24 protein-coding genes are annotated in these 25,088 nt (G+C 48.7%); 12 read left to right on the plus strand and 12 right to left on the minus strand.

Translation table 11 applies throughout. From position 1 onward, the window contains the following. Positions 1-2: 2 nt before the first annotated feature. Both minD and minE read left to right on the plus strand, forming a co-directional pair. On the plus strand, positions 3-812 hold the full coding sequence (gene minD, locus M2404_RS14710; protein WP_259240523.1) for a septum site-determining protein MinD: 810 nt from the start codon (positions 3-5) through the stop codon (positions 810-812). A gap of 3 nt (positions 813-815) precedes the next feature. Continuing rightward, positions 816-1,076, plus strand: a complete 261-nt coding sequence (gene minE / locus M2404_RS14715) for a cell division topological specificity factor MinE (RefSeq protein ID WP_259240524.1) — start codon at positions 816-818, stop codon at positions 1,074-1,076. Positions 1,077-1,145: 69 nt separating this feature from the next. Here minE and M2404_RS14720 read toward each other — a convergent pair whose 3' ends face one another. The 5 genes from M2404_RS14720 to M2404_RS14740 form a co-directional block, all read right to left on the minus strand. Further along, complete coding sequence (locus tag M2404_RS14720) at positions 1,146-3,071, minus strand: alpha/beta hydrolase family protein (protein WP_259240525.1); 1,926 nt, start codon at positions 3,069-3,071, stop codon at positions 1,146-1,148. 144 nt (positions 3,072-3,215) lie between these two features. Then, positions 3,216-4,601 (minus strand): DUF4397 domain-containing protein, encoded by a 1,386-nt coding sequence (locus M2404_RS14725; protein ID WP_259240526.1) that lies wholly within the window; start codon positions 4,599-4,601, stop codon positions 3,216-3,218. A 146-nt stretch (positions 4,602-4,747) separates the two neighbouring features. Next, positions 4,748-5,881, minus strand: coding sequence for a ribonuclease D (gene rnd, locus M2404_RS14730; RefSeq protein ID WP_259240527.1), 1,134 nt, complete (start codon positions 5,879-5,881; stop codon positions 4,748-4,750). A 63-nt stretch (positions 5,882-5,944) separates the two neighbouring features. Beyond that, positions 5,945-7,600: a long-chain-fatty-acid--CoA ligase FadD gene (gene fadD / locus M2404_RS14735; RefSeq protein WP_259240528.1), complete on the minus strand. Its 1,656-nt coding sequence runs from the start codon at positions 7,598-7,600 to the stop codon at positions 5,945-5,947. Positions 7,601-7,756: 156 nt separating this feature from the next. Then, positions 7,757-8,608 (minus strand): class I SAM-dependent methyltransferase, encoded by an 852-nt coding sequence (locus tag M2404_RS14740; protein ID WP_259240529.1) that lies wholly within the window; start codon positions 8,606-8,608, stop codon positions 7,757-7,759. Between the two features lie 289 nt (positions 8,609-8,897). Here M2404_RS14740 and M2404_RS14745 point away from each other — a divergent pair, with 289 nt between their 5' ends. Further along, the gene (locus M2404_RS14745) at positions 8,898-10,196 is read left to right on the plus strand and encodes an alkaline phosphatase (RefSeq protein WP_259240530.1); all 1,299 of its coding nucleotides are present in this window, start codon (positions 8,898-8,900) and stop codon (positions 10,194-10,196) included. A 135-nt stretch (positions 10,197-10,331) separates the two neighbouring features. On the opposite strand, the gene M2404_RS14750 is transcribed toward M2404_RS14745, so the two are convergent. The 7 genes from M2404_RS14750 to M2404_RS14780 form a co-directional block, all read right to left on the minus strand. Next, positions 10,332-10,844 (minus strand): chalcone isomerase family protein, encoded by a 513-nt coding sequence (locus M2404_RS14750; protein WP_259240531.1) that lies wholly within the window; start codon positions 10,842-10,844, stop codon positions 10,332-10,334. Further along, positions 10,828-11,328: a DUF2878 domain-containing protein gene (locus M2404_RS14755; protein WP_259240532.1), complete on the minus strand. Its 501-nt coding sequence runs from the start codon at positions 11,326-11,328 to the stop codon at positions 10,828-10,830. Before M2404_RS14755 ends, M2404_RS14750 begins: the two co-directional genes overlap by 17 nt. Next, positions 11,328-12,065, minus strand: a complete 738-nt coding sequence (locus M2404_RS14760; RefSeq protein WP_259240533.1) for an SDR family NAD(P)-dependent oxidoreductase — start codon at positions 12,063-12,065, stop codon at positions 11,328-11,330. The genes M2404_RS14755 and M2404_RS14760 overlap by 1 nt, the downstream gene beginning before the upstream one ends. A 61-nt stretch (positions 12,066-12,126) precedes the next feature. Further along, the gene (locus M2404_RS14765) at positions 12,127-12,429 is read right to left on the minus strand and encodes a hypothetical protein (protein WP_259240534.1); all 303 of its coding nucleotides are present in this window, start codon (positions 12,427-12,429) and stop codon (positions 12,127-12,129) included. A gap of 106 nt (positions 12,430-12,535) precedes the next feature. After that, positions 12,536-13,249, minus strand: coding sequence for a tRNA (adenosine(37)-N6)-threonylcarbamoyltransferase complex dimerization subunit type 1 TsaB (gene tsaB, locus M2404_RS14770; RefSeq protein ID WP_259240535.1), 714 nt, complete (start codon positions 13,247-13,249; stop codon positions 12,536-12,538). Between the two features lies 1 nt (position 13,250). After that, entirely contained in the window at positions 13,251-15,176 is a 1,926-nt protein-coding gene (locus M2404_RS14775) for a DNA repair helicase YoaA (RefSeq protein ID WP_259240536.1), read from the minus strand. 91 nt (positions 15,177-15,267) lie between these two features. After that, positions 15,268-15,519 (minus strand): hypothetical protein, encoded by a 252-nt coding sequence (locus tag M2404_RS14780; RefSeq protein ID WP_259240537.1) that lies wholly within the window; start codon positions 15,517-15,519, stop codon positions 15,268-15,270. A gap of 455 nt (positions 15,520-15,974) precedes the next feature. On the opposite strand from M2404_RS14780, the gene hisG reads away from it, so the two are divergent. The 9 genes from hisG (at position 15,975) to M2404_RS14825 (ending at position 24,959) form a co-directional block, all read left to right on the plus strand. Next, positions 15,975-16,883: an ATP phosphoribosyltransferase gene (gene hisG / locus M2404_RS14785; RefSeq protein ID WP_259240538.1), complete on the plus strand. Its 909-nt coding sequence runs from the start codon at positions 15,975-15,977 to the stop codon at positions 16,881-16,883. 2 nt (positions 16,884-16,885) lie between these two features. Next, the gene (hisD, locus tag M2404_RS14790) at positions 16,886-18,208 is read left to right on the plus strand and encodes a histidinol dehydrogenase (RefSeq protein WP_259240539.1); all 1,323 of its coding nucleotides are present in this window, start codon (positions 16,886-16,888) and stop codon (positions 18,206-18,208) included. Positions 18,209-18,211: 3 nt separating this feature from the next. Beyond that, positions 18,212-19,312, plus strand: a complete 1,101-nt coding sequence (gene hisC, locus M2404_RS14795) for a histidinol-phosphate transaminase (RefSeq protein WP_259240540.1) — start codon at positions 18,212-18,214, stop codon at positions 19,310-19,312. Continuing rightward, positions 19,309-20,379 carry a bifunctional histidinol-phosphatase/imidazoleglycerol-phosphate dehydratase HisB gene (hisB, locus tag M2404_RS14800; RefSeq protein WP_259240541.1) on the plus strand — a complete coding sequence of 357 codons (1,071 nt, stop codon included), beginning with the start codon at positions 19,309-19,311 and terminating at the stop codon, positions 20,377-20,379. The genes hisC and hisB overlap by 4 nt, the downstream gene beginning before the upstream one ends. Continuing rightward, a complete protein-coding gene (hisH, locus tag M2404_RS14805) occupies positions 20,379-20,972 on the plus strand; it encodes an imidazole glycerol phosphate synthase subunit HisH (protein WP_259240543.1) in 594 nt (197 codons plus the stop codon). Before hisB ends, hisH begins: the two co-directional genes overlap by 1 nt. After that, positions 20,969-21,706, plus strand: a complete 738-nt coding sequence (gene hisA, locus M2404_RS14810) for a 1-(5-phosphoribosyl)-5-[(5-phosphoribosylamino)methylideneamino]imidazole-4-carboxamide isomerase (protein ID WP_259240544.1) — start codon at positions 20,969-20,971, stop codon at positions 21,704-21,706. The genes hisH and hisA overlap by 4 nt, the downstream gene beginning before the upstream one ends. Then, positions 21,688-22,461, plus strand: a complete 774-nt coding sequence (hisF, locus tag M2404_RS14815; RefSeq protein WP_259240545.1) for an imidazole glycerol phosphate synthase subunit HisF — start codon at positions 21,688-21,690, stop codon at positions 22,459-22,461. Before hisA ends, hisF begins: the two co-directional genes overlap by 19 nt. Before the next feature lie 202 nt (positions 22,462-22,663). Further along, the gene (gene hisIE / locus M2404_RS14820; protein WP_259240546.1) at positions 22,664-23,278 is read left to right on the plus strand and encodes a bifunctional phosphoribosyl-AMP cyclohydrolase/phosphoribosyl-ATP diphosphatase HisIE; all 615 of its coding nucleotides are present in this window, start codon (positions 22,664-22,666) and stop codon (positions 23,276-23,278) included. Positions 23,279-23,471: 193 nt separating this feature from the next. Then, on the plus strand, positions 23,472-24,959 hold the full coding sequence (locus M2404_RS14825) for a diguanylate cyclase domain-containing protein (RefSeq protein WP_259240547.1): 1,488 nt from the start codon (positions 23,472-23,474) through the stop codon (positions 24,957-24,959). Positions 24,960-25,088: the final 129 nt, after the last annotated feature.

A 25,088-nucleotide genomic window follows, 5' to 3' on the forward strand; every position in this document is an offset into this window, starting at 1 on the left:
CTATGGCAAAAATCATAGTAGTAACGTCAGGAAAAGGCGGCGTAGGTAAAACCACTTCCAGTGCTGCCATTGGTACAGGCCTGGCGTTAAAAGGCAAAAAAACCGTTATTATCGATTTTGATATTGGCCTGCGTAATTTAGATTTGATTATGGGCTGCGAACGGCGCGTAGTATACGACTTTGTTAACGTAATTAACGGCGAAGCCAATTTAAAACAAACTCTGATTAAAGATAAACGCATTGAAAACCTGTTTATTTTGCCTGCCTCGCAAACCCGCGATAAAGACGCACTGACCAAAGAAGGCGTAGAGCGGGTATTAAACGAGCTGGCAAAAGATTTCGACTTTATTTTATGTGACTCACCCGCTGGTATTGAAGCAGGTGCCATGATGGCACTGTATTTCGCTGATGAAGCCGTAGTAGTGACCAACCCCGAAGTATCCTCGGTACGCGACTCTGACCGTATTCTCGGTATGCTGTCGAGTAAATCGCGCCGTGCCGAACAAGGGCTGGACGCCATTCAAGAACACCTGCTGCTAACACGCTACAACCCCGAGCGAGTAGAAAAAGGCGAAATGCTCAGCGTAGATGATGTAAAAGAAATTCTGTCGATTGATTTGCTGGGTGTTATTCCGGAATCACAAGCCGTGCTTAATGCGTCAAACTCCGGCCAGCCGGTGATCCTGGATAAAGACAGCGATGCCGGCCAGGCATATTTAGATACCGTTGACCGCCTGCTGGGTGAAAAAGTGCCGTTTCGCTTTTTAACAGTAGAGAAAAAGGGCCTGTTAAAACGGATTTTTGGAGGATAAAGGATGTCATTACTGGATTATTTTCGCTCGAGTAAGAAGAACACCGCCAATACTGCCAAAGAGCGCTTACAAATTATTGTGGCGCACGAGCGCAGAAAACGTAACAGCCCGGATTATCTGCCACAGTTGGAGCGTGATATTTTAGAGGTGATCCGCAAATACGTGGATATTTCGCCGGAAGATATCGCCGTGTCACTGGAGCAGCGCGGCGACGAACTGTCGGTGCTGGAGCTAAACGTTACCTTCCCGGAAGATAAGCGTTAATTTTCAGATACTTAAAAATAAAGCCCGCTTAATGCGGGCTTATTATTTGAAGTTACGTAAATTTTCAACTCAATTAGCTACAACATGCTGCACAGGCAGCTGTAGATGGCTTTTCAGGAAACGATCCATCGCTTTAAAGGTTTCCAGCCGGTGGCTGTTGGTGCTGAGGTAATGATCGCCGTCTTCCAGTTCAATATATTCTACCGATTTTTTCTTGCTTTTCAGCGCTCTGAACATCGCTGTGCTTTGCCTCACCGGCACGGAGCGATCTTTAGTACCATGTATTAACAATACCGGTACCTGGATTTTATCAGCATGTGTCAACGGTGAGCGTTGCTCCAGCAGGGCGAAATTATCACCTATTTGCTTTTTGACAATTTCATAATTGGTATAATTGCGGTGCGACTTGACCAAAGCTTCCACATCAGTAACACCAGCAAAACTCACTGCGCATTGATATAAATCCGGCGTTTTTACTGCCCCCATTAACGCTGCATAACCACCGTAGCTAGCACCCACTATGCAAATATTTCCGGGTACCGCTATGCCTTGTTCAATTAACCAGCGCGTGCCATCTTCTACGTCATCCTGCATTTGCAAGCCCCAGCCCTGCAGGCCCATTTGCATAAAGTCAAAGCCATAACCATAAGAACCGCGAAAATTCATCTGTAACACGGCATAACCACGGTTAGCAAAAAACTGTGTCCAGTAGTCAAAGCCATCATCATCAAAAGATATCGGCCCACCGTGCGGGAAAATAATCGTTGGCAATGTACCCTGCTGATAGCCTTTTGGTGTGGTCAGATAACCTTCTATCGTTAAACCGTCGCGGGCTTTATATTGAATTTTTTGTTTTGCCACCATCAGCTCAGGTTCTAACTGGCTGAATTTAGGCAGCAAAAACTGCATAGATCTGGCTTTACGATCGCCTAATAAATAAGCACCGGCGTTGGTTTCACTGCTGGTTAATACTATATAGCGGTTTTGGTCGTGGCTCATACTAACAATATAATTATCGGCATCCGGTAAGGCGTCATCTACTGCCTTTTGAAAAGCCTGATACTTGGGATCTATATATTCTTCACCAATGGCAATAATCTTTTTGTCCTGCCAGGAGTAAGAAATATCGGCAGGAACGTCGTAATCAGGATTAGTTTTTACCAGCTCAGGCTCTGGTTTGTCTTTAGCCAGATCAACTTTAAATATGGCTTTTTTGCCATTATGGTAAGCCGACACATATAGCAGGTTTGGATCTTCATCAAAGCCTATCGGCCAGATCGTATCTTCTGACAAAGCTTCAAACTGCCACAGTAAACGGAATTCGTTGCTGTTTGGTTTTTTTTCTTTTATCTGAAACTGGGCATCGTCACGAAAAATGGCAATACGAGGCTTATGCTGCCTGTCGGCAACCCAATCGATCAGGTTCTCACGGGAATGCGCAACAATCTCAGACATAGCACCATTGAGACTAATTTTAACCACACTGGTGCCCACACCGTGATTAAAGCCGTCTAGTGCCAGCAAAAAATGCTCTTCATCTTCCGGCATTAACGCCACAATATTCGATTGAAATTGTGGTGTACGTACCAGTTTACGCTGCAATTGCCCCCGGATAACGCTACGATTTTTACCGGTCTCAGTGTCAATTACTACTAAACGGGTTTCAGTTACCGGCGTACCCTGGCGGTGAGAGGCATAAGCAGCTTTCATTAATAGCTGTTTATTATTGGCCCAGACAACCGAATAAATTGTCAGGTCCCGGCTATCAGCTTTTACCAAAAACTTCTGCTTTCCGGTTTCCAGATCAAACAATTTTACCAGCACCAGCTGCTCTTTTTCTGTATCAACGGTTTGGATCATGGATAACTTAGTGCCGTCGGGCGATAACTTCAGCATGTCGATACTCGGCGCGCTGGCAAAAGCTTCTACCGGTAATTCTGCAGCGTTAACCACACTAAATAACAGAGCCAATACTATACTTATGCATCCTTTCATTATTATTCCTGATTTTATCAATAATGCTGCTGCACATTAGCAAAACCGGTTTAACTCAGCAAAATATTTCTTTATCTGTTTATAAAAACAAAGCCCGCTTAATGCGGGCTTCAATATTATGTTATGGCAGTGCCAGTTTTACACTCACGGCACAGTAACAAAATCATCCATCAGGATTAAACCTATCATGGTGGCATCCAGATTTATGCCATCACGCGCTATGGCAGTGTAAATGCTGTTTGCCTCCAAACTTACCGGTGCTTCAATGGCTACGGTTTTAGTACCGGTTGGTGTTACGGTAACCACATAGTCACCGCCAGCCAGTGCAACATAGCCAGTTTCAGCTTTAAATAGCACATTGCTAAAAGCCGGTGTTGTGGTGGCAATATCGCCATCAGCCGTAACATAAATATCTACATTCCCGGCCAGCGTAGAGCCGTGCACAATACGTACTTTGGCTTCAGTTGCCACCCGCCGCGGCATATCTGTCAGGATTAGCGGTTCAATTGTATTCTCACCTAAAGAACCTACTGCCAGCACACTGTAAAAAGCACCGACTTCTACAGTGACGTCTTCATCTATCACCACTACGCTATTATCGGCATCGGCAGCCACTTTTACGTTGTAAGTATCAGGCTCTACTGCAACATATTCGGTAAAATCAGGGAATGCCAGCGCATCTACCAGCGTTATAGCGTCGTTAACTAACACATCTACCGCCGGCGCATCCGACACATTATGCACTACCCGTACTGATGCCGTAGCACCCGCATCCAGAATGGCCAGCTCGCTGCCGTCCTGCGCTACGGCTAACAGTGAAACCGGTGATTCACCTGAATACTGGCTATCAACAGCTGCCACCACGAAATCAGTACCGGCAGTGCTTAAATCCAGTGTACCGCTATCAAACACCACCGTTTCATTGTCTGGCAGGGTAATACGTACGCGGTACTGTGCCGGGTCCAACACTAACGGATCAGTAAAGTCTTTAAATGAGAAGGTCACTGCCGGGGTGCCAAGTTCGGCGTCTGGTGCGGTAACATGTACACTGACTTCAGGCGCGGTAGAAGCAGCATGTACTACCTGCAGGCGGATTTTGCCAGCAGCTACATCATCCACAGTGCCGGTAACCACTAAAGGCTCAAGTGATTCCTCAGCCACTTTGCCAACCGCAAATACAGTGTAACGGGTGGCTTCTTCAAGTGCTAAATCCAGTGGACCTATTACCGTAGCAGTGTTGTCTTCGCCCGGCAAAATAGCATCCACTGCAATGCTGTAAGTAGCAGGTGGCAACGACAACACTTCAGATGCCTCGCCAAAGGCGAGGCTTTCTATGGCGGTATCACCGTTGGCCAGCACATTAACATCAGGTGCGTCTATCGAAGTATGAACTACCTGCACAGAAGCGTTAACCACTACCGGCGGAGGGGGCTCTGGTGTTGGAGCCGCATCGTCATCATCATCTAGCCAGCAACCTGTAAGCGATATTGCCAGCACTGCAGGTAAAGCAAAGCTTTTTATTTCATTCATTGTTGTAACCCTTCAGTTGTGAATTGCTGAAGTGTTACGCCAGGTTTTTTGCTAAGGATCAGCCCTGTTTTACAACAAAAATCGAATAAAGATGTCGAAAAAAAGCACTAATCCAAAGCTACAGGAATAACGTAGAGCCCGCTCTTTTAAAAGGAGATATGTGCCGGAACAGGCAAAAATGGTTGCAAATACTCAGCACGCCAGCCTTTTAAAAACTCTGGTACAGGCAATTGCTCACGTTCTTGATCTGTTACCCGCCAGCACCAGTTAAGGTATTCATTTAACTGGCGTTTCACTGACATAAACTCAGCCGGAATATTATGTTCAGTCGAGGCTTGTTTAACCGCGGCTGTAAGTTGAGTGACCGTTTCTTTATAACCGGCAAACTGCGACGGATGGTAAAAACGTTGCGGACATTCAGCCGGTGGTAGTTCTTTCGCTGTGCTAATCAGCTCGATCAGTGCTTTGGCATGGCGCCGCAGTTCACGCGGTGGCATACCAGGAATATTCAGCAGGCTTTCTGCTGTTGCCGGGCGGCGTTTGGCCAGTTCAACAAGCTGAATATCTTTGATAATAAGCCCCAACGCCAGATCCCGCTGCATTGCATATTGCTGACGCCAGGCTGCGAGCTCACGCAGTACCGCCAGCTCTCTTGGCGTAAGTTGCCAGCTGTTTTTAATTTCCAGATACTTAAATTCCAGCGGTAATTGTTGCTCACGCCGCTGCATTAACTGTTGCCCTTCTGCCAGTAACAAACGCTGTTGCTCAGCAGACATTTGCGCGGTAAGGTGCTGATACAGCGGAAACAAAAAATGCACATCATTTGCCGCATATTGCAGCTGAGTTTGTGACAATGGCCGGGCCAGCCAGTCAGTACGGGATTCACTTTTATCCAGTATCTCGCCACTTAGCTGCTCTACCAGCCTGGCATAGCCCATGCTGCTGCCCCAGCCTAACAGCTCAGCTGCCAGTTGGGTGTCAAAAAGAGGGGTTATCTGCATAATGCCAATGGTGGCCAGCGCTTCGATATCTTCGCTGCAGGAATGTAATAACTTAATTAGCTCCGGTTTGGCAAACAGCTGTTGTAGCGGCTGCCAGTCGGTAACGGATAACGGATCTACCAGCGCCAGCTGATTACCGTCGTATAATTGAATTAACCCCAGTTTGGGAAACAACGTACTTTGGCGGATAAACTCAGTGTCTACCGCCAGTAACTGACTGTTTGCTACCTGCTGACAATAGGCTGCCAACGCGTTGTTATCTGTGATTACACCAATCATCTGTTACCCGTTATACGCTAAAACAAAAGCCGGCTGAAGGCCGGCTTTTTGTAGTGTTGCACGTTATCCGCGCAGTTCACGCCGCAAAATTTTACCAACATTGGTTTTTGGCAATTCTGTGCGGAATTCTACCAGTTTAGGTACTTTATAGCCCGTTAAATGTTGCCGGCAGTGCTGGATCACTTCCTGCTCAGTCAGGCTGGCGTCTTTTTTCACAATAAACAGTTTAACCGCTTCGCCGGTGGTTTCGTTCGGCACACCAACAGCGGCGACTTCAAGTACTTTATCGCTCATGGCGACTACTTCTTCTATCTCGTTAGGGTACACGTTAAAGCCTGATACCAGGATCATGTCTTTTTTGCGATCTACGATATAAAAGAAGCCTTCTTCATCCATGCGGGCAATGTCGCCGGTATAAAGCCATCCGTCCCGCAATACTTTTTCAGTTTCTTCCGGCCGGTTCAAATATCCCAACATTACCTGCGGGCCTTTTACCAGCATTTCACCGGGTTCTCCGGCGGCAACTTCATTACCGTCTTCATCAACCAGACGAATATCGGTAGAAGGTGCAGGTAAACCGATACTGCCATTAAAACCGGTTAAGTCATAAGGGCTTACTGTTACCAGCGGGCAGCATTCCGTTAAGCCATAACCTTCCATCAGGCGGGTACCGGTTACTTTTTGCCAACGCTCAGCCACAGGCCGTTGCACCGCCATACCGCCACCAATAGAGGCTTTAAGGCCGCTAAAGTTTAACTCGGCAAAGCCAGGGGTATTCAATAAGCCGTTGTACAGGGTGTTAACCCCGGTGAAAATGGTAAAGTGAAACTTCTGCAGCTCTTTAACAAAGCCTTTCATATCACGTGGGTTGGTAATCAGCAGGTTGGTTGCACCATATTTAAAAAACGTGAAGAAATTCGCCGTTAAGGCAAAGATATGATAAAGCGGCAGTGCGGTAACCACTTGCTCGGCGCCTTTTTCCAGCAAATTATCTAAACAGCCGCTGACCTGTTCCAGGTTAGCAACCATATTGCGGTGCGTTAACATTGCCCCTTTTGATACGCCGGTAGTACCACCGGTATACTGCAAAAACGCAATATCTGAACCCTGCATATCAGGCTTCGTGTATTTAAGCGCAGCGCCTTGCTCTAACACAGTATTGAAACGGATAAACTTTGTCAGTTTATACGCCGGGATAAGCTTTTTAATATACTTAACCACCAGATTGACCACCGCCCCCTTTAAGGTACCCAGACGGTCACCCATCTTGGTCAGAATAACATGATCAAGTTTTACCTGGCCTTCAATCGCAGCCAGCGTATGCGCGAAGTTCTCTACGATAATAATAGTTTTTGCTTTAGAGTCTGTGAGTTGGTGCTGCAACTCTCTGGGAGTGTATAGCGGATTCACATTTACCACTGCACAACCGGCACGCAACACCCCCATCAGTGCTATCGGGTATTGCAACAGGTTAGGCATCATAATGGCAACAGCATCACCTTTTTTCAGCCCCAGCTCTGTCTGCAGGTAAGCGGCAAAAGCGGTGCTTTGCTGATCCAGCTCACGGTAACTGATGCTTTTACCCATATTAATAAAAGCGGTTTTATCCGGGTATTGGGCAATGCTTTGTTCAAAGATACTTAATAATGACGGGTAATGATCGGCATTAATTTCTGCGGGTACGCCTGACGGGTAACGTTTTAACCAAACTCTATCCACCGTCTTCTCCTCTTGTCTAAGGTTATTATTGTATAGGTTTAAAACCATAAGCACGCAATCTGTTGCTGCGCTTTATTGCTCAAATAGTGTTTATTGGAGTTTTTACTCTAACAGCCAATCATCCCATAATTGCTGGCATTGCACAATTAGCGCCGTTTATTCCAGCGGTTTTATAAATTTCAGTGTCATACGGTCACTTTCCCCAATGGCCATATACTGCGTTTTATTGTACTGGCCCATCGCCAGCGTTGGCGGCAGGGCATAAACTCCTTTCGGGTAATTCTTGGTATCTGCCGGATTAGCATTTATTTCGCTGCTTGCCACCAGTTCAAACCCGGCCTGTTCTGCTGCCTGAATAACATAGGCTTCATCCAGATAGCCTTCCACTGCAGAGCTGGAAATGTCAGATAAACGGGCTGCTCTGTGCTCAACCATGCCTAATACCCCACCGGGTTTTAATGCCTGAAAAACACTCTGCAAAGTGCCGTATAAATGGCCGCTTTCGTTCCAGATATGTCCGTTACGGAAAGTCAGCACCATATCAAACTGCTCTTGCTGTGGTGGAGAAAACCGGGGTGGGTCCAGTTCAATATTGGTTACCTCGCCAAAGTAATCACTTTGTTCGGCAACACGCTGTACCAGCCGCTCACTGACACGGGCCCAGAAAATACTGCGTTCATCTTTTAACGAACCATCGTTATGGCGAAACTGCGCCAGTGTCAGTTTGCCCTGATCTTTAAGAAAAGGCGCCAGGATCTCGGTATACCAGCCATGACCGGGCCAGATTTCCAATACAGACATCTGAGGCCCAATACCAAAAAACTGCAGTGTCTCGGCCGGATGACGGTATTTATTGCGCAGTTTATGCTCTTTACTACGTTGCTCGGCATCAGCCAGTTGCTGTAATACCAATTTAGGCTCTTCAGCCACAACAGGGGGACACAGCCAGGTTACCCCGGCAAGGAAAAGAGAAAATATGACTGTCTTTCTTGTAGTTATAATCGACATACACCAAACCTTACTAATTTGCAGACATCACATAGCGCCGCTATCAACGGCTTGACTATGCATACTTATGGCACATTTATACGTATTTACACACTTTTACCAGAGCTTCGATTGTTCAGCTTTAATTCAGTTCCATTTACCTGCAGCAAATTTAGCTGAATAGTTCCTGAATACAACGTAAAGCATTAAGCCTGACAAAATAGCGTTTTATCGACATAGGTTTGTCATCGCACCGGTATAAAGTACACTAGCAAATCAGAACATCAAGCTCTATATAAGGTAAACCTGCATGCGCCGTCATTTGTTATCGTTATCTTTATTACTGGCACCCGCTGTAGCACTGGCTGCACCGAAAAATATTATTTATATGATTGGCGATGGTATGGGCCCGGCATATCTGGCCGGTTATCGTTATTTCAGTGATGACAAAGCTACCGCCGAAGTTGAAAACACTATTTTTGACGAGCTGTGGCTGGGCATGGCAAGTACCTACCCGGACGATGATACCTATGTTACCGACTCAGCCGCAGGTGCAACTGCGCTGGCTACCGGCGTTAAAAGCTACAATGGGGCTATTTCGGTAAACCGTCAGCATATCCCTATCGGCACTATGATGCAGTTGGCAAAAAAACTGGGCAAAGCCAACGGTATTGTCGCCAGCTCTCAGGTTAACCACGCCACACCGGCGTCTTTTTTAGCACACAATAAAAGCCGGCGTAATTACAACGAAATAGCCGATATGTATATCGACTACCGCATCGAAGGCAAAACTGTTGCCGACGTTATTTTAGGCGGTGGCACACAATATTTTATCCGTGATGACCGTAATCTGGTCAGCGAATTTAAACAACTGGGTTTTCAGTACACCGACAGCTGGCAACAACTGAATACGTTAACTAAAGCGCCTGCAATGGCGTTGTTGGCAGAGTCAGCTCTGCCTGCAGTATTAAATAGCCAACAGGATAACCAATTGGCTACGCTGACAGAAAAAGCTCTGCAACTGTTAACGCCGGCAGAAAAAGGCTTTGTATTGATGGTAGAAGGCAGCCAGATAGATTGGTGCGGCCATGATAACGATATCGCCTGCGCTATGGCCGAAATGGATGATTTTGCCAAAGCCATTGCCGTGGCTAAAGCTTATGTTGATAAGCACCCTGATACGATTCTGGTGATTACCGCTGACCACGAAACCGGTGGGATGTCATTGGGTGCTGCCGGTGAGTACCAATGGCTGCCCGATGTAGTACGCAAAGTCAGCGCTACCGGCCGTAGTATTGCACAGCAGCTGAAACAAGCAGAGTCAGACAAAGCCGCTCTGGCGCTGTGGGCAAAACTAACCTCCATCAGTTTAACTACTGAAGAGCAGCAGGCATTGTTAGCTGCACGGCAACAGGATGAAACTACGCTGCGCAAACTGTCAAACCAGTTGGTAGCAAAGTATTCCTACACCGGCTGGACCACAGGCGGCCACACCGCTGCTGATGTAGCCGTACTAGCTTATGGCAAAAATGCTAAAGAGTTTGTCGGTTTTCAGGATAATACCCAGATTGCGAAAAAGCTGATGCAATATATTCAGCAAACTAAGTAGCAAAAACGGATTAAGCATCGACGAACCAGTTTGCTCACGCTAACACGCCGTGAATACGTCCATGTAGGCTCGATTCAGGCATCCATGCCTTCAACGGTTAGCTTAGAGCAAATTGGTTCTCACTGAGACAAAAGCTCAATTTATTGCAATTAACTGGCGGCGCAACTTCGGTGCGCTGGTATCCGGGTGCAGCCAGATATCAAAAAACGCCGGGCCAAATGCAGTATCCTCCAGCATGCCCGTTTCAGTGCCATTAAAATAAAATGTCACACTGCCATCTGCGTGCAGCAATGCCGCCAGCGTATCGCCCTTTTTCACGTCCTGCCACAGGTTGTGTAACTGCTGCGCCCATTGCTGTTGCTGTGCTTTGCTGCTGTGGCCCAGCTTTTGCCATTCATCTACCGTAGCATCAATAAACTGCTGTTTGGTAATATCACGTTTATAAGTTAGCTCCAGCAATAAAGGCGTACTTTGCCGGTAATTTTCAAACTTACCATTTTCGCTGGCTAAACGGGCATCGTACAACTGCCAGAACATATAACGATACGACCCCTCGCCAACTGTTGTAAGCTCAGGCACTGCTGCAGCATTAAAACCAATACCACCGGCTAAACCCAACAGCAACAACAGACTATACGGCTTTAACATACCACCTCCTGCTTTGGCCAAGCGCTATGGCAATAAGCGCCCAAACCACAATTAATACCAGTGCAGAGTAAAACTGCAGCGGAAACTGCAAAGCACCACCACTTAACGCCGCCCCACCCCAGTAAGATAAAGGCCCGCCGCTGGCGCCCAATATGGCAGCCAGCCAGGGTTTAGTCAGCATTTTGGCCATAAACTCCACCGCAGCCAGAGCAAACACTGCCCACAATAATACAAACCACAATGGCAGTAGCGGACCAGCGCTAAACGCTATAACGTTCAGACGCAGCAACAGCGTGTCTATACCGGTACCTGCCAGCAATATCAGCAACACGGCAATGCGCCCCGCTTTATCCAGTTGCCATAAGCCATAAGCTAAATAGGCGAATACCGGCAACACCGCCAATTGCTGAAAATACACCAATACAAACCAACACAGCTCAAAACCAACCAGAGCACGCCAGTTAAAACCGTGAGCGCCTGCCACTATTGCTTCATCCTTTTGGCAACGCTGTTGCGTAAATCATAGGGTAATAATGACAACAGCTTTAACAGCAGGCTTAACCGGCGCGGAAAGCGGATACGGCTTTTACCTTTCGCTAAAGCGGTGTAAATACGGCTGGCAGCCTGCGTTACCGGTACCAAAAATGGCATAGCAAAATCGTTCTTTTGCGTTAGGGGCGTATCAACAAAACCCGGTTCAATTAAACTGATATGAATACCGCTACCGGCTAGGTCTACCCGTAAACTATCAACAAAATAACTGACGGCAGCCTTACTGGCGCCATAGGCTTCGCTGCGGGTAAAGGGAAAAAAGTACGCCATAGAGCTGACGATTGCCAACTGCGGTGTTAAAGACGCTTTTAGCAGTGGCATAAAGTATTTGGTAGCCGCCACCACAGCGTGAAAGTTAATAGCAAAGGTGCGCTCAAATGCAGTAAGGTCGAGGTTGCTGGCATCAACATACTCGCAGGTACCGGCATTAAGCAGCAGTAAATCCAGCACCACACCATCATCGGCTAATTGCCGGGCGGTACTTTGCAATGCGGTGTTGTCGGTAAGGTCCAGCGGTAAAGCCCGGATGGCAGGGTTTTGCGCCAGCTCATGCAGCTTATCGGCAGAGCGCGCCACCGCATAAACTGTCCAGCCATTGGCGGCGTAATGCAACGCTAATTCGCGGCCGATGCCGGAACTGGCACCCGTAATTAAACAAACAGAAGTCATAACCGTCTCTATGCAGAATTTCTCTGCTTAAACTACGGTGATAAATGATGATTGGTTTTATTCAGGCGTAAAGATCGACACCGAGCATTGATTGCACTTCACTGCGGCGTTGTTCATTGGCCTGGCTTTGGTAGGCATCTATGGCTTGTTGGCTACGTTTGTCTGTAGCTGAGCGGAAATTGGTTTGTTGACGGCGCTCGTCGTCAAGCTGGCTTATCACCTCATTGCTGGCACGCACACCGCGGCCTTGCGGCACTTCGGTAGCGGTTTCATTGCGCGGCAGCGCACGGCGAGCCTCATTACCGGCAAACACGCTGCTAATGTTGGTGGAAGCATTCAGGCTCTGATTAACGTTTAACGTCATAGCATCATCACTTAAGCAAACTGGCTTAATTATAACCAGAAAGCATTAATAACCAAGTTATTTTATACCCTAACTAGTTGGAGCTGCAGCCAACGCCGCTGCAGTTTCAAGTAGGACGGGTATCCCTTCCCGGTAGTTTTTGCCAGGTAACATCATCACGCACATACACCGGCTCAGCCAGCTCTGCGGCGATAAACTGCCCGGCCGCAAGTGCGGGCTGCGCCAGCGTCAGCATATCCTGCGCCGACGGATACAAAATATCCCCGGCGATAATAGCAGGCTGCTTTTGCAGCAGTACATCAGCATAGGTTTGCCAGCCGGTACCGACAGCATGCACTTTACCACTGAGATCAAAGCCACTGATATCCTGTGGTTTAATAGCAACTTCGCTGCTGCCTGGCTGCATCAGGCCATTTTGTAACACAAAGCTGCCGATATACACTTCCGCCATCCGGGCATCTATCGCAGCCACCACCTGTGTTGCACTGTGTAAACGCTTTGCAGCCTGCGCCATTGCCGCCAGAGTAGACACACCATATACCGGCACGTCGGCACCAAAGGCCAGCCCCTGGGTTACTCCTACACCAATACGCACCCCGGTAAAACTGCCGGGGCCGCGGCCAAATACGATACCGTCCAGTTGGTTCAGGCTGATCCCGGCCTGGCTTAGCAACTGCTGCACCATTGGCAGCACGCGTTTGCTATGCTGCTGCGGGCAAACTTCGTCCAGCGTTAAAATATCTGTGCCAACCTGCAAAGCTACTGAGCAAGCTTCAGTTGAGGTATCAAGGGCAAGTAATTTAATGGTGGCTTTGTTCAACTTAATGGTCCTGTTTCATTTGTTGTAAAAAGTTTACGGCTTCATCCAATGAGCGGGTGCGGCGCATCGGCGGTAAGCTGGTTAAGAATACTTCGCCATAGGGCTTAGTAACCAGGCGGTTATCGCAAATTACCATGACACCACGGTCGGTAACATCGCGAATTAAGCGGCCTACGCCCTGCTTTAAGGTGATAACTGCCTGCGGTAACTGCACTTGCGCAAAGGGGTCCAAACCACGCATGGTGCAATCTTCACTGCGCGCTTGTAGCAGTGGTTCATCCGGTGAAGCAAAAGGCAATTTATCAATAATAACGCAGCTTAGCGTATCACCACGTACATCAACGCCTTCCCAAAAACTACCGGTACCTAACAGTACAGCATTATCCAGTTTAACAAACTGATCCAGCAATAAGCGTTTGCCGGTGCTGCCCTGCACCAGCACCGGCTGACGGATCAGATCAGGCAGTTGCTTTGCCACCATTTGCAGCATGCGGTGGCTGGTAAATAAAAAGAAACAACGGCCGTTATTGGCTTCAATAAGCCTTACGGCAATTTGCAGTAACTGCCGTGCCATGCCTTGCTCGTGCGGCTCGCTCATATAGCGCGGCACACATAATAATGCCTGCTCAGTATAGTTAAACGGGCTTTCCAGCAGCAGGGTTTTGGCGTTATTCAGCCCCATCTGCGCCGTGTAGTGGCTAAAACCGTTATTTACCGACAAAGTAGCAGAAGTAAATACCCAGCTACGGTTATCGGCCGCGACTATGTCACGAAACTTATCTGCAATACTCAGCGGGGTTAAATGCAGGCTAACGTGCAAGCGGGTGGTTTCGTACCACAGGCTAACACCGTTTTGCTGCATGTCGGTCAGCTTTAACAGGCGCGCTTTACACAGCGCTAAACGCTCAAAGGCATTGTCAATTAAATCGCTGCGGCCAAGGCTGCTTTTCATTACCAGATACAGCATATCTATGGCTTCGCTAACGCGGTTCAGTGCCGTTTGCATTTCTGGTTTTTGATAAGCCTCGCGCCAATTGCCTTTGGTGGCGTCATTGCCAAACTGCAGGCGCCAGTCTTTGATCAACTGCGCTACTTTATCGGCAGTTTTCGCCAGTTGCGGGTGATCACGCAGTTCGGTTTTACAGGCAACATCAATATCACGGCACAGATCAAGTAGCAGGCGGCTGGAAACATTTTCGCCAAAATAGTCACTGGCAATATCCGGCAACTGGTGTGCTTCGTCAAAAATAATCACATCCATTTGTGGCAACAGCTCACCAAAGCCGGTGTCTTTTAATGCCAGATCAGCAAAAAACAAATGGTGGTTTACCACTACCAAATCAGCAGCCTGGGCTTTTTTACGGGCTTTTAACAAATGGCAGTCTTCATACACCGGGCAGTCTTTACCCAGACAGTTATCTGTGGTGCTGGTAACATAAGGCAGGGCTTTGGAGTCTTCGCTGATATAGCTTAACTCACCAATATCGCCACTTTGGGTTTCGGCCGACCACTTTTTGATCAGGCTTAAATCCTGGATCAACTGATCGTCCTGCATCGGCACATGGTTGTAATGCTGCTCTAAGCGAAACAGGCACAGATAGTTGCTGCGGCCTTTAAGTAACGCCAGTTGCAACGGGCTGGCCAGGGCTTTAACTACTTTGGGCAAATCACGGAAATACAGCTGTTCCTGCAGGTTTTTGGTGCCGGTAGATAACACTACTTTTTTACCGCTTAGCAGCGCAGGTACTAAATAGGCGTAAGTTTTACCAGTGCCTGTGCCCGCCTCTACCACCAGAGCGGCAGGTGTTTCAATGGCTCCCGCTACCGCCTGCGCCATTTCTAATTGCGCTTCGCGGGCATTAAAACCGGCAATATGTGCAGCTAAAGCACCGCCAGGCGCAAAGGCATTGGCAACCTGCTTACGCATAACAGCTCAGATTGTGAGTAAAGAAAGTAGACAGCACTGAAACAACCGGCAGAAAAATAAGGCGGTTATTATGCCTTAATGGCGGGGAAATTCAGACAAAAATATCCAGATGACCATCTTTATCTGCATGTTGGTCTTCTTCCGGCGTGGTGTAAGGCGCATCGGGGTATTCTTGCTGGCGTGGATCATGCTTGCGCACAGGCCGGGTTAAAATAAGGTACTTTTGTTCATTGGGCTTAATCGGGCTTAAGCGGGCTTCTTTAAAAACCGGCACCACAACTTTCGGATCCTGCTCTATTGGCGTACCCGGCACACGTTGTATAAAAGGCATAAAAGCATCCATCAGCTTCTCCTCAAAGCGATTTACCCTATATCGGCCGTTTGGCGGAAAACTTTACCCCACCACCCGCATTGACTATACAAGTTGACCACTTTTTAAACTTAAAATTCCTGCAGCTGAACTTTTGAAGAAAATAATTTATTGTCGCCCATGGCCGAAAAACAAACAAAACAAATAAATTTCAACACTTTAAAATCACACCCGAAATATACTCAAAACCAAAATAGGCTTGCACTTGCTGCCACACAAGGGTAACTTGTATAGCAACTTAACCAGCAAAACCCTGAGTATGAATATTATTACTGTACTGCGCCATCATCATAGGTACTAGCCGTCCGCTTTGTCGGAGGGCTATGGTCTGGCGCTCCGGTGGTAAAGTAATAAACAGAACCCCGCGCCCAGGCCGGGGTTTTTGTTTTTATGCTTTTAACACTTTAAATATCGTCACGGAGACCAGTATGAGTCCGGCAACAGAATCTAAACGCTTACGTATCGCCATGCAGAAGTCAGGCCGTTTATCAGTCGACTCCCAAGCCCTGCTTACCAGTTGCGGTTTAAAAATTAACCTGCGCGAGCAGCGTCTTATTGCCCATGTCGAGAATATGGACATTGATATTCTACGGGTACGCGATGACGATATCCCGGGCCTGGTGATGGACGGTGTTTGTGATTTAGGCATCGTTGGCGAAAATGTGCTGGAAGAAGAATCCTTGCAGCGCAAACTCGACAACGACAGTTTTGATTACACCGTACTAAAACGGCTCGATTTTGGTGGTTGCCGTTTATCTATCGCCGTGCCGCAGGAAGAAAACTACAGCGGCGCAGCATCACTGGAAGGCAAAACGATTGCCACCACCTACCCGCGCCTGCTGGCCCGTTATTTAAAACAACAAGACGTAAACGCCCGTATTGTTAATTTAAAAGGTTCAGTAGAAGTAGCCCCCCGCGCCGGTTTAGCCGATGCCATTTGTGATCTGGTGTCTACCGGCGCTACGCTTGAAGCTAACGGTTTAAAAGAAGTTGATGTGATTTACCGCAGCAAAGCGGTGCTTATTCAGCGCAAAAACCTTACCGACGAGCGCCAGCTGAAACTGATCAGCAAGCTAATGCCACGTATTAACGGCGTAATGCAAGCCAATGAAAGTAAATACATTATGTTGCATGCGCCACGCGCCCGCTTAGACGAAGTCATTGCGCTGCTGCCAGGTGCAGAAAACCCGACAATGCTGCCGCTGGCCGGTAACAACGATATGGTAGCCATTCATGTGGTTAGCAGCGAAACGTTATTTTGGGAAACCATGGAACAGTTAAAAGCACTGGGCGCCAGCTCGATTTTAGTGCTGCCAATTGAAAAGATGATGGAGTAGCTATGGTCGGGGTAATTAACTGGGCGCAGTTATCAAAAAGCGAACAGCAGGCTGTACTGGCACGGCCAGAACTTGCCGATTCTGCCAGTTTAAGCGGCCAGGTGCGCACTATTATTGACACAGTGCGCCAGCAAGGCGATGAGGCACTGGTTGCATACAGCCGTCAGTTTGATGGTTTAAACGCAAATCCGCTGCGCTTAAGTGTGGAAACAAAACTGGCACAGCTAAATAAGTTATTGCCCGGGTGCAAAGCGGCGATAGAACTGGCCTATGACAATATCCGCAAATTCCACGCTGCGCAGTTACCGCGTGATATCGAAGTAGAAACCAGTGCCGGCGTAGTGTGTCAGCTAAAAAGCCGCGCTATTGCTGCTGTCGGTTTATATATTCCGGGCGGCAGCGCCCCACTGCCCTCCACGGTGTTAATGCTGGGTGTACCGGCACAACTGGCAGGCTGTGACCGTATAGTACTGGTTACCCCACCGGGTAAGCCTGAAGCGGGTGATATCGCACCGGAGATTCTGTACGCGGCCGAATTGTGTGGCATCAACGAAATTTACACCATTGGCGGTGCCCAGGCGATAGCCGCACTGGCCTATGGCACAGACACTATTGCAAAAGTAGATAAAATTTTTGGCCCGGGTAATCGCTATGTTACCGAGGCCAAACAACAGGTAAGCCAGGATGCAAAGGGCGCCATAATCGATATGCCGGCGGGCCCGTCTGAGGTGCTGGTACTGGCCGATAGCAGCGCCAACCCGGCCTTTGTTGCCGCCGATTTACTGTCACAAGCCGAACATGGCCCGGATTCTCAGGTTATCCTGGTAAGCGACAATGCTGACTTGATCAGCGCAGTGCAGACAGAAGTAGCCATTCAGTTAGCACAGCTGCCACGTAAAGAGATTGCCGCCGCCGCACTTAGCCATAGCCGCTATATTTTAACCGCGGATCTCGTTCAGGCAGTAGCGGTAACCAACGCCTACGCACCAGAGCACTTAATTGTGCAAACTGCTTGTGACGATGCGCTGGTTGATACATTTACCAGCGCCGCCAGTATCTTTGTTGGTCAGTGGACGCCTGAATCTGCCGGCGATTATGCCAGCGGCACCAACCATGTGTTGCCCACTTACGGCTACAGCAAAACCGTATCCAGTTTGTCGTTAACCGACTTTTACCGGCGCTACACAGTACAAAAGTTATCTGCCGACGGTATACGCCATATCGGCCCGGCCATTGAAGTGCTGGCCAGTGCAGAGGGCCTGCAGGCGCACGCCAATGCTGTAACACTGCGCCTGGCAGCCCTGACAGATCAAACAAAGGATTAAACCATGAGTAACAGTATCAACTCACTGGCCCGTGACGCAGTAAAAGCCATAGTGCCCTATGCCTCAGCCCGCAGCAGTATGAGTGGCGGCGCGATCTGGCTGAACGCTAATGAAAACGCGCTGGCACCGGAATATAGTTTAAATGGCAGCTTTAACCGTTATCCGTCGTGCCAGCCCAAAGCGGTGATCGAAAGCTATGCCGCTTACGCCGGTGTAGCTGCAGAACAGGTATTGGTAAGCCGGGGTGCCGATGAAGGCATTGAGCTGTTGATCCGCAGCTTTTGTGAGCCGAAACAAGACAGCATCAGCATTTGCCCGCCCACTTATGGCATGTATGCCATAAGTGGGCAAAGTAATCAGGTACCGGTGAATATAGTACCGCTTACCGCCGATTTCACGCTGGATTTACCGGCGTTATTTTCAACTACGCCCAAACTGGTGTTTATTTGCAGCCCGAATAACCCCACCGGAGATTTAATCCCGCGCGAACAAATTATTGCCGTTCTGGAGCACTATAAAGACAGCGCCTTAGTGGTGCTGGATGAAGCTTATATTGAGTTTGCCCTGCACGCGTCAGTAGTGGATTTACTGCCACTGTATCCAAACCTGGTGATACTACGCACCCTGTCTAAAGCCTTTGCCCTGGCAGGTTTGCGCTGCGGTTTTACCCTGGCTGCTCCGGATATTATTAATGCGCTAAAACAAATGATCGCACCCTACCCGCTTGCTGAACCGGTAGCGCAAATTGCCGCACAAGCTTTAACAGCTGAATCTGTCGCAGTAATGCAAAGTACAGTAGCAACAATAAACACCTTGCGGGCTGAGTTTATCGCTTATGCCAGACAGCGCAGCGGCATTAGTAAAGTGTGGCCCAGCAATGCCAACTACGTATTGCTGCAGGTAGACGATGCGGCAGCATGCGTAGCGGCACTGGCACAACAAGGCATTTTAATTCGTAATCAATCCAGCCAGTTGGGGTTGTCGCAGGTAGTACGGGTGTCGGTCGGCAGCCCGGCCGAAATGCAGGCACTATACAGCGTAATGGATAACTATTTTAACTCGCTGGTAACCCGGCAACAAACAGCACAGAGAGAACGCGCATGAGTGGCCAACCTATTTTATTTATCGACCGCGACGGCACCATGGTAGAAGAACCGCCGGTAGACAAACAGCTCGACAGTCTGGAAAAACTGGTCTACGAGCCTGGCCTGGTGCCTGCTTTGTTAAAACTGCAGGCGGCTGGTTATCGGTTAGTAATGGTTACCAATCAGGATGGGCTGGGTACCAGCAGTTTCCCGCGTGATACCTTTGATGCACCGCACAATAAAATGATGCAGTTACTCACTTCACAGGGTATTCAGTTTGACGATGTATTGATTTGCCCGCACTTTGATAAAGACAACTGTAGCTGCCGTAAGCCTAAACTAGGGCTGGTAAAAGACTACCTGCAGCAGGGCAAAATCGACTTTACCAGCTCTTATGTAATTGGTGACAGGCTAACCGATGTGCAACTGGCAGAAAATATGGGCCTGCCGTCATTTCAATATAACCGCGAGAATCTGGGCTGGGGCGAGATTACCAAGCGCTTACTAAGCCGCGGTCGCAAAGCCACAGTGCGACGCACCACGCGCGAAACGGATATTGAAATTTCAGTGGATCTGGACAGCAGCGGCAATAACTTTTTTGGCACCGGCGTCGGCTTTTTCGACCATATGCTGGAGCAAATTGCCACCCACGGCGGTTTTTCACTACAGGTAAAAGTAAGCGGTGATTTGCATATTGACGATCACCACAGCGTGGAAGACACCGCACTGGCGCTTGGCCAGGCATTAAAGCAGGCGCTGGGCAATAAACGTGGCATCAACCGCTTTGGCTTTGTGCTGCCAATGGATGAGTGCCGCGCTGAATGTGTGCTGGACTTATCCGGCCGGCCACTGTTTGTCTTTAACGGTGAGCTGGGCGACGGTGCGGTTGGCGGCTTAACCCTGGAGATGGTGCCGCACTTTTTCAGGTCAATAAGCGATGCCATGCTAATGACATTGCACTTAAGCATCACCGAAGGTAATAAGCACCACAAAGTTGAAGGCCTGTTTAAAGCTTTCGGCCGCGCACTGCGCCAGGCTATTACTGTATCGGGCGAAGCGCTGCCCAGCTCAAAAGGGGTACTGTAATGCAACTGGTGATTGTTGACACCGGCTGCGCCAATATCAGCTCGGTGTATTTTGCGTTTAAACGCTTAGGCGTTAACGCCAGCATCAGCAGCGATGCCAGGGTAATTAAAGCGGCAGATAAAGTACTGCTGCCGGGCGTAGGCACCGCGCACAATGCCATGGCGAAGCTGCAACAGGCTGAATTGATAGACACCTTACAAAGCCTGCAACAACCCATGCTGGGTATTTGTTTGGGTATGCAACTGCTTACCCGCCATAGCATGGAAGGCGACGTTGCCTGCTTAAACCTTATTCCAGGTGAAGTGCTGCCAATGCAAAGCGCAGGCTTGCGCCTGCCGCATATGGGCTGGAATACGCTGAAAAATATCAGCAGCCATCCGTTAATGCAGGGTTTTACCGAAACAGACTATATGTATTTTGTTCATAGTTTTGCCGTAGCGCCAGACAGCTACAGCCTGGCACAGTGCCATTATGGCAACGATTTTGCGGCGGTAATTGGCAAAGATAATGTTGCCGGAGCCCAGTTTCACCCCGAGCGCTCGGGTAAAACCGGCGCGCGCTTATTACAGAATTTTCTGGAGTGGCAATTATGATTATTCCGGCAATTGACCTTATCGACGGCAATGTGGTGCGGCTGTATCAGGGCCGCTATGACAATACCACCCAATATGATTTCAGCCCTATTGGGCTGCGCAATCAGTATGCCGGTGCAGGTGCTGACTGGCTGCATATTGTTGATTTATCCGGCGCCAAAGATGCCGGCAAACGTCAGTTGAAATTATTAACCGAACTGATGACCGCCTCACCACTACATATTCAGGTTGGCGGTGGTGTGCGCAGCGAGCAGGACCTGATTGACTTACTCGACGCTGGTGCCGGGCGTGTGGTTATTGGCAGCCTGGCCATTCGTCAAAGCAAGTTGGTACAAAGCTGGGTGCATAAATATGGCGGCGAGCAAATTGTGCTGGCGCTGGATGTTGCCATTAATGACAAAGGCGAGAAAACCCTGCCATCGCATGGCTGGATAGAGCAATCTGATATTACGCTGGAGCAGGTGCTGGATGGTTATATCACTGCCGGAGCCCAGCATGTGCTTTGTACTGATATCAGCAAAGACGGCACCCTAAGTGGCGCTAATGTGCAGTTGTATAAAGAGCTGGCAGCAAAGTATCCGCAAATTCAGTGGCAGGCCTCGGGCGGTATTGGCTCATTAAATGATATCCGCGCTTTAATTGGCAGCGGCGTAGCTGGCGTTATTTTAGGCCGCTCCTTACTGGAGGGTAAGTTTACGCTTGAGGAGGCCATAGCATGCTGGCAAAACGGTTAATTCCTTGTCTGGATGTACGCGATGGCAAAGTTGTAAAAGGCGTGCAGTTTCGTAACCATGAAATTATCGGCGATATAGTGCCGTTGGCACAGCGTTACGCACAGGCCGGTGCAGACGAACTGGTGTTTTACGACATTACCGCATCAAGCGATGGCCGCGTAGTGGATAAAAGCTGGGTACGCCGTATAGCAGAAGTGATCGACATTCCGTTTTGCGTGGCCGGCGGTATTAAAACAGTGGCTGACGCCGGAAAGATTCTGGAAATGGGCGCCGATAAAATTTCGGTTAACAGCCCGGTATTAGCCCGGCCAGGGTTGATTAACGAGCTGAACCACCATTTTGGCCAGCAATGCGTGGTGGTAGGTATCGACAGCTTTTTTGATGTTACCAGTGGCCAGTACCAGGTGTATCAGTTTACCGGTGATGAGAGCCGCACGCAGAAAACCCAATGGCTTACCCGCGATTGGGTGGCTGAGGTGTTAAGCCGTGGTGCTGGTGAGATAGTACTTAACTGCATGAACCAGGACGGCGTGCGCCAGGGTTATGATATTGCCCAGTTAAAAAGCATCCGCGATATTTGCACCGTGCCGCTGATTGCCAGTGGCGGTGCCGGTACTATGCAACATTTTACCGATGTGTTTACACAAGCCGACGTTGACGGCGCTCTGGCGGCCAGTGTGTTTCATAAAGGTATTATTGAGATAGCGGCGTTAAAAGCCAAGCTGATTGCCGATAGTATTAGTATCAGACCTTAGTTGGGGCTAAAACTATGCTAGCCAAGGCGTATGTGCTTTTTTCAGCGACCGTTGGAGGCCATGGATGGCCGGAATCGAGCCCCAGGGAGGGTTTATGGCGTGTCGCAGAAAAAATGTACGGAGTCTTGGCGAAGTTCGAAGCGCCTGACGTTTGGTGCAGGCTTTGAGACCTGACTGGCAGAATAAATGAACAAGGGAAATTATGAACCAAGACACAATTAACCAACTAAGCTGGCCCGAAAACCAACTTCTGCCAGCCATAGTACAGCATGCCATCTCCGGCAAAGTACTTATGCAAGGTTATATGAACCCCGATGCGCTACAGCATACACTACAAAGCGGCAACGTAACGTTTTACAGCCGCAGCAAACAGCGGTTATGGACCAAAGGCGAAAGCTCGGGCAATACCTTAAAGCTGGTTAGCCTCGACAGCGACTGCGATGCCGACAGCATTTTAGTGCTGGCACTGCCGCAAGGCCCTACCTGCCATGTCGGTACCGAAACCTGCTGGCACGATAACAGCGCCAACAGCCCGCAACTGGCGTTTTTATATGATTTAGAGCAAGTGATAAAACAGCGTGAAGGTAGCGACCCGGCCAGCAGCTACACTGCCAGCTTGTTTGCCAAAGGCGTAAAGCGTATTGCGCAGAAAGTTGGTGAAGAAGGTGTCGAATCAGCCCTTGCTGCCATGGCTGGTGATAAAGAAGAGCTGGCCAATGAAGCCGCCGATTTAATCTTTCACCTGCTGGTACTGCTACGCAGCCAGAAGCTTGAACTAAACGACGTAATTAACGTGCTGCAACAGCGGCATAAGTAACAACGTCAAATTAAAACGACAGGCGTAGTTTTCATCTATACAGCCAGCGCAGGTTATGAATATATAACCGGCGCTGTTTTAACTTACTATAAGGTTTAAAGTTAACGTGGCAACAATACTGTCCCTTGACTACACTGTTAACGTTATTAGGATTAAACCACCGCATATGTAAGCCGAGGCTAAGCAAACCCAGATGCAGGATGTATCTACCGGCAGCACTCAACTGCAGTACTTAGACGATATCGAACCAGCAAGCAAACTGGTTGCTACTATTGATTTTTCTGCACTTAATACCGCTTTTAACAATGCCCGGCAGCTATTAGGATCCCCCGTGGTATTGCTTGATATAAATGGCAAGCTGCTGGCGTCATCTGACTGGCCAGATGCCCGTAATGATTTAGCGCAAGCAACTGAAATATGTGCCGGGTACAACCAACAAGATTACGCCACGCCAATAATGCTGGACGGCGAACATATTGCCAGTTTGTTGGTTGGCAAGCGCCAGCTAAATAACAGCAATATGGATAAAACCCAACTGAACAGCATAGCGCAAATACTGGCGACACTTACACTACAAATTATAAAACTCAGCCTGATCAACACCCGCTATCAGCAGCACCTGCAACAAACAACACGCAAGGTAGCGCAGCACACGCAAGAGCTACTCTTACAAAATCAAATTTTAAGCCAGATTAGCGAAGGTGCCGAACTAAAAAGCATACTGCACACACTGGTGACCCAGGTAGAGCTGTTGCACCCCGAAATGCTGTGCTCAATTCTATTGCTGGACGAAGAGAGCCAAACCCTGCACCACGGCGCAGCGCCGTCGTTACCGGACGAATATAATAACGCACTGGACGGCGTTACCATTGGCATGGCCATAGGTTCTTGTGGTACTGCGGCGTTTACCGGTGAAACAGTTATTGTCACAGACATCAGCACACATCCATACTGGCAACCCTATCAGGCGCTGGCACAGTTGGCCGATGTAAAGGCTTGCTGGTCTCAGCCGGTAAAAAATGCTCAGGGTAAGGTGCTGGGTACCTTTGCTATTTACCATCATCAACCGGCTAGCCCCTCAACTGACCAGCTTAATATTATTAAAGCCTATAGCAATCTGGCTGAGCTGGCTATTAGCCGCAGCCTCAGCGCCGCACAGATCCGCCGATTAGCGTTTTACGACAACCTTACCGGCCTGGCCAACCGCCGTTTATTAGAGGAGCACTTACTACAGGCGATAGCATCCAGCCAACGCAGCCAAAAATACAGTGGTTTAATGTTTATCGATCTGGATAACTTTAAACCGGTAAACGATATATACGGTCATAAAAAAGGCGATAACTTGCTGGCCGATGTAGCCAGCCGCCTGCTTAGTACCGTGCGCCAGACAGATACCGTAGCCCGCTTTGGTGGCGATGAGTTTATTGTATTACTGCGCGATATTGATACGGATGCCGATCGCAGCAAACACTATATACAACAAATTGCCACCAAAATTTCCCAAGAGCTTTCCCGCCCCTATCCTTTATCTGAAAACAATATGCATCAATGCGCTTGCAGCATCGGCCTGGTATTGTTTCAGGGTAGCAATACCAGCGATGAACTGCTGCGCCAGGCCGACACAGCTATGTATCAAGCCAAACGGCAGGGGCGTAACCAGCCTTGCTGGTTTTCTGGATAAATAAGCCACTAGCACCCAACGCTTGAACTACGATAACTGTCGCATAGCAGCATCCCCAACCTTGGCCGAGTATTGACAAGGCCAGTGCAGGCATCGACTATAGCTGCCGTCTTACGTGTAATATTCCTG

The sequence above is a fragment of the Rheinheimera pacifica genome (assembly GCF_024809855.1).
GTDB lineage: Bacteria > Pseudomonadota > Gammaproteobacteria > Enterobacterales > Alteromonadaceae > Alishewanella > Alishewanella pacifica_A.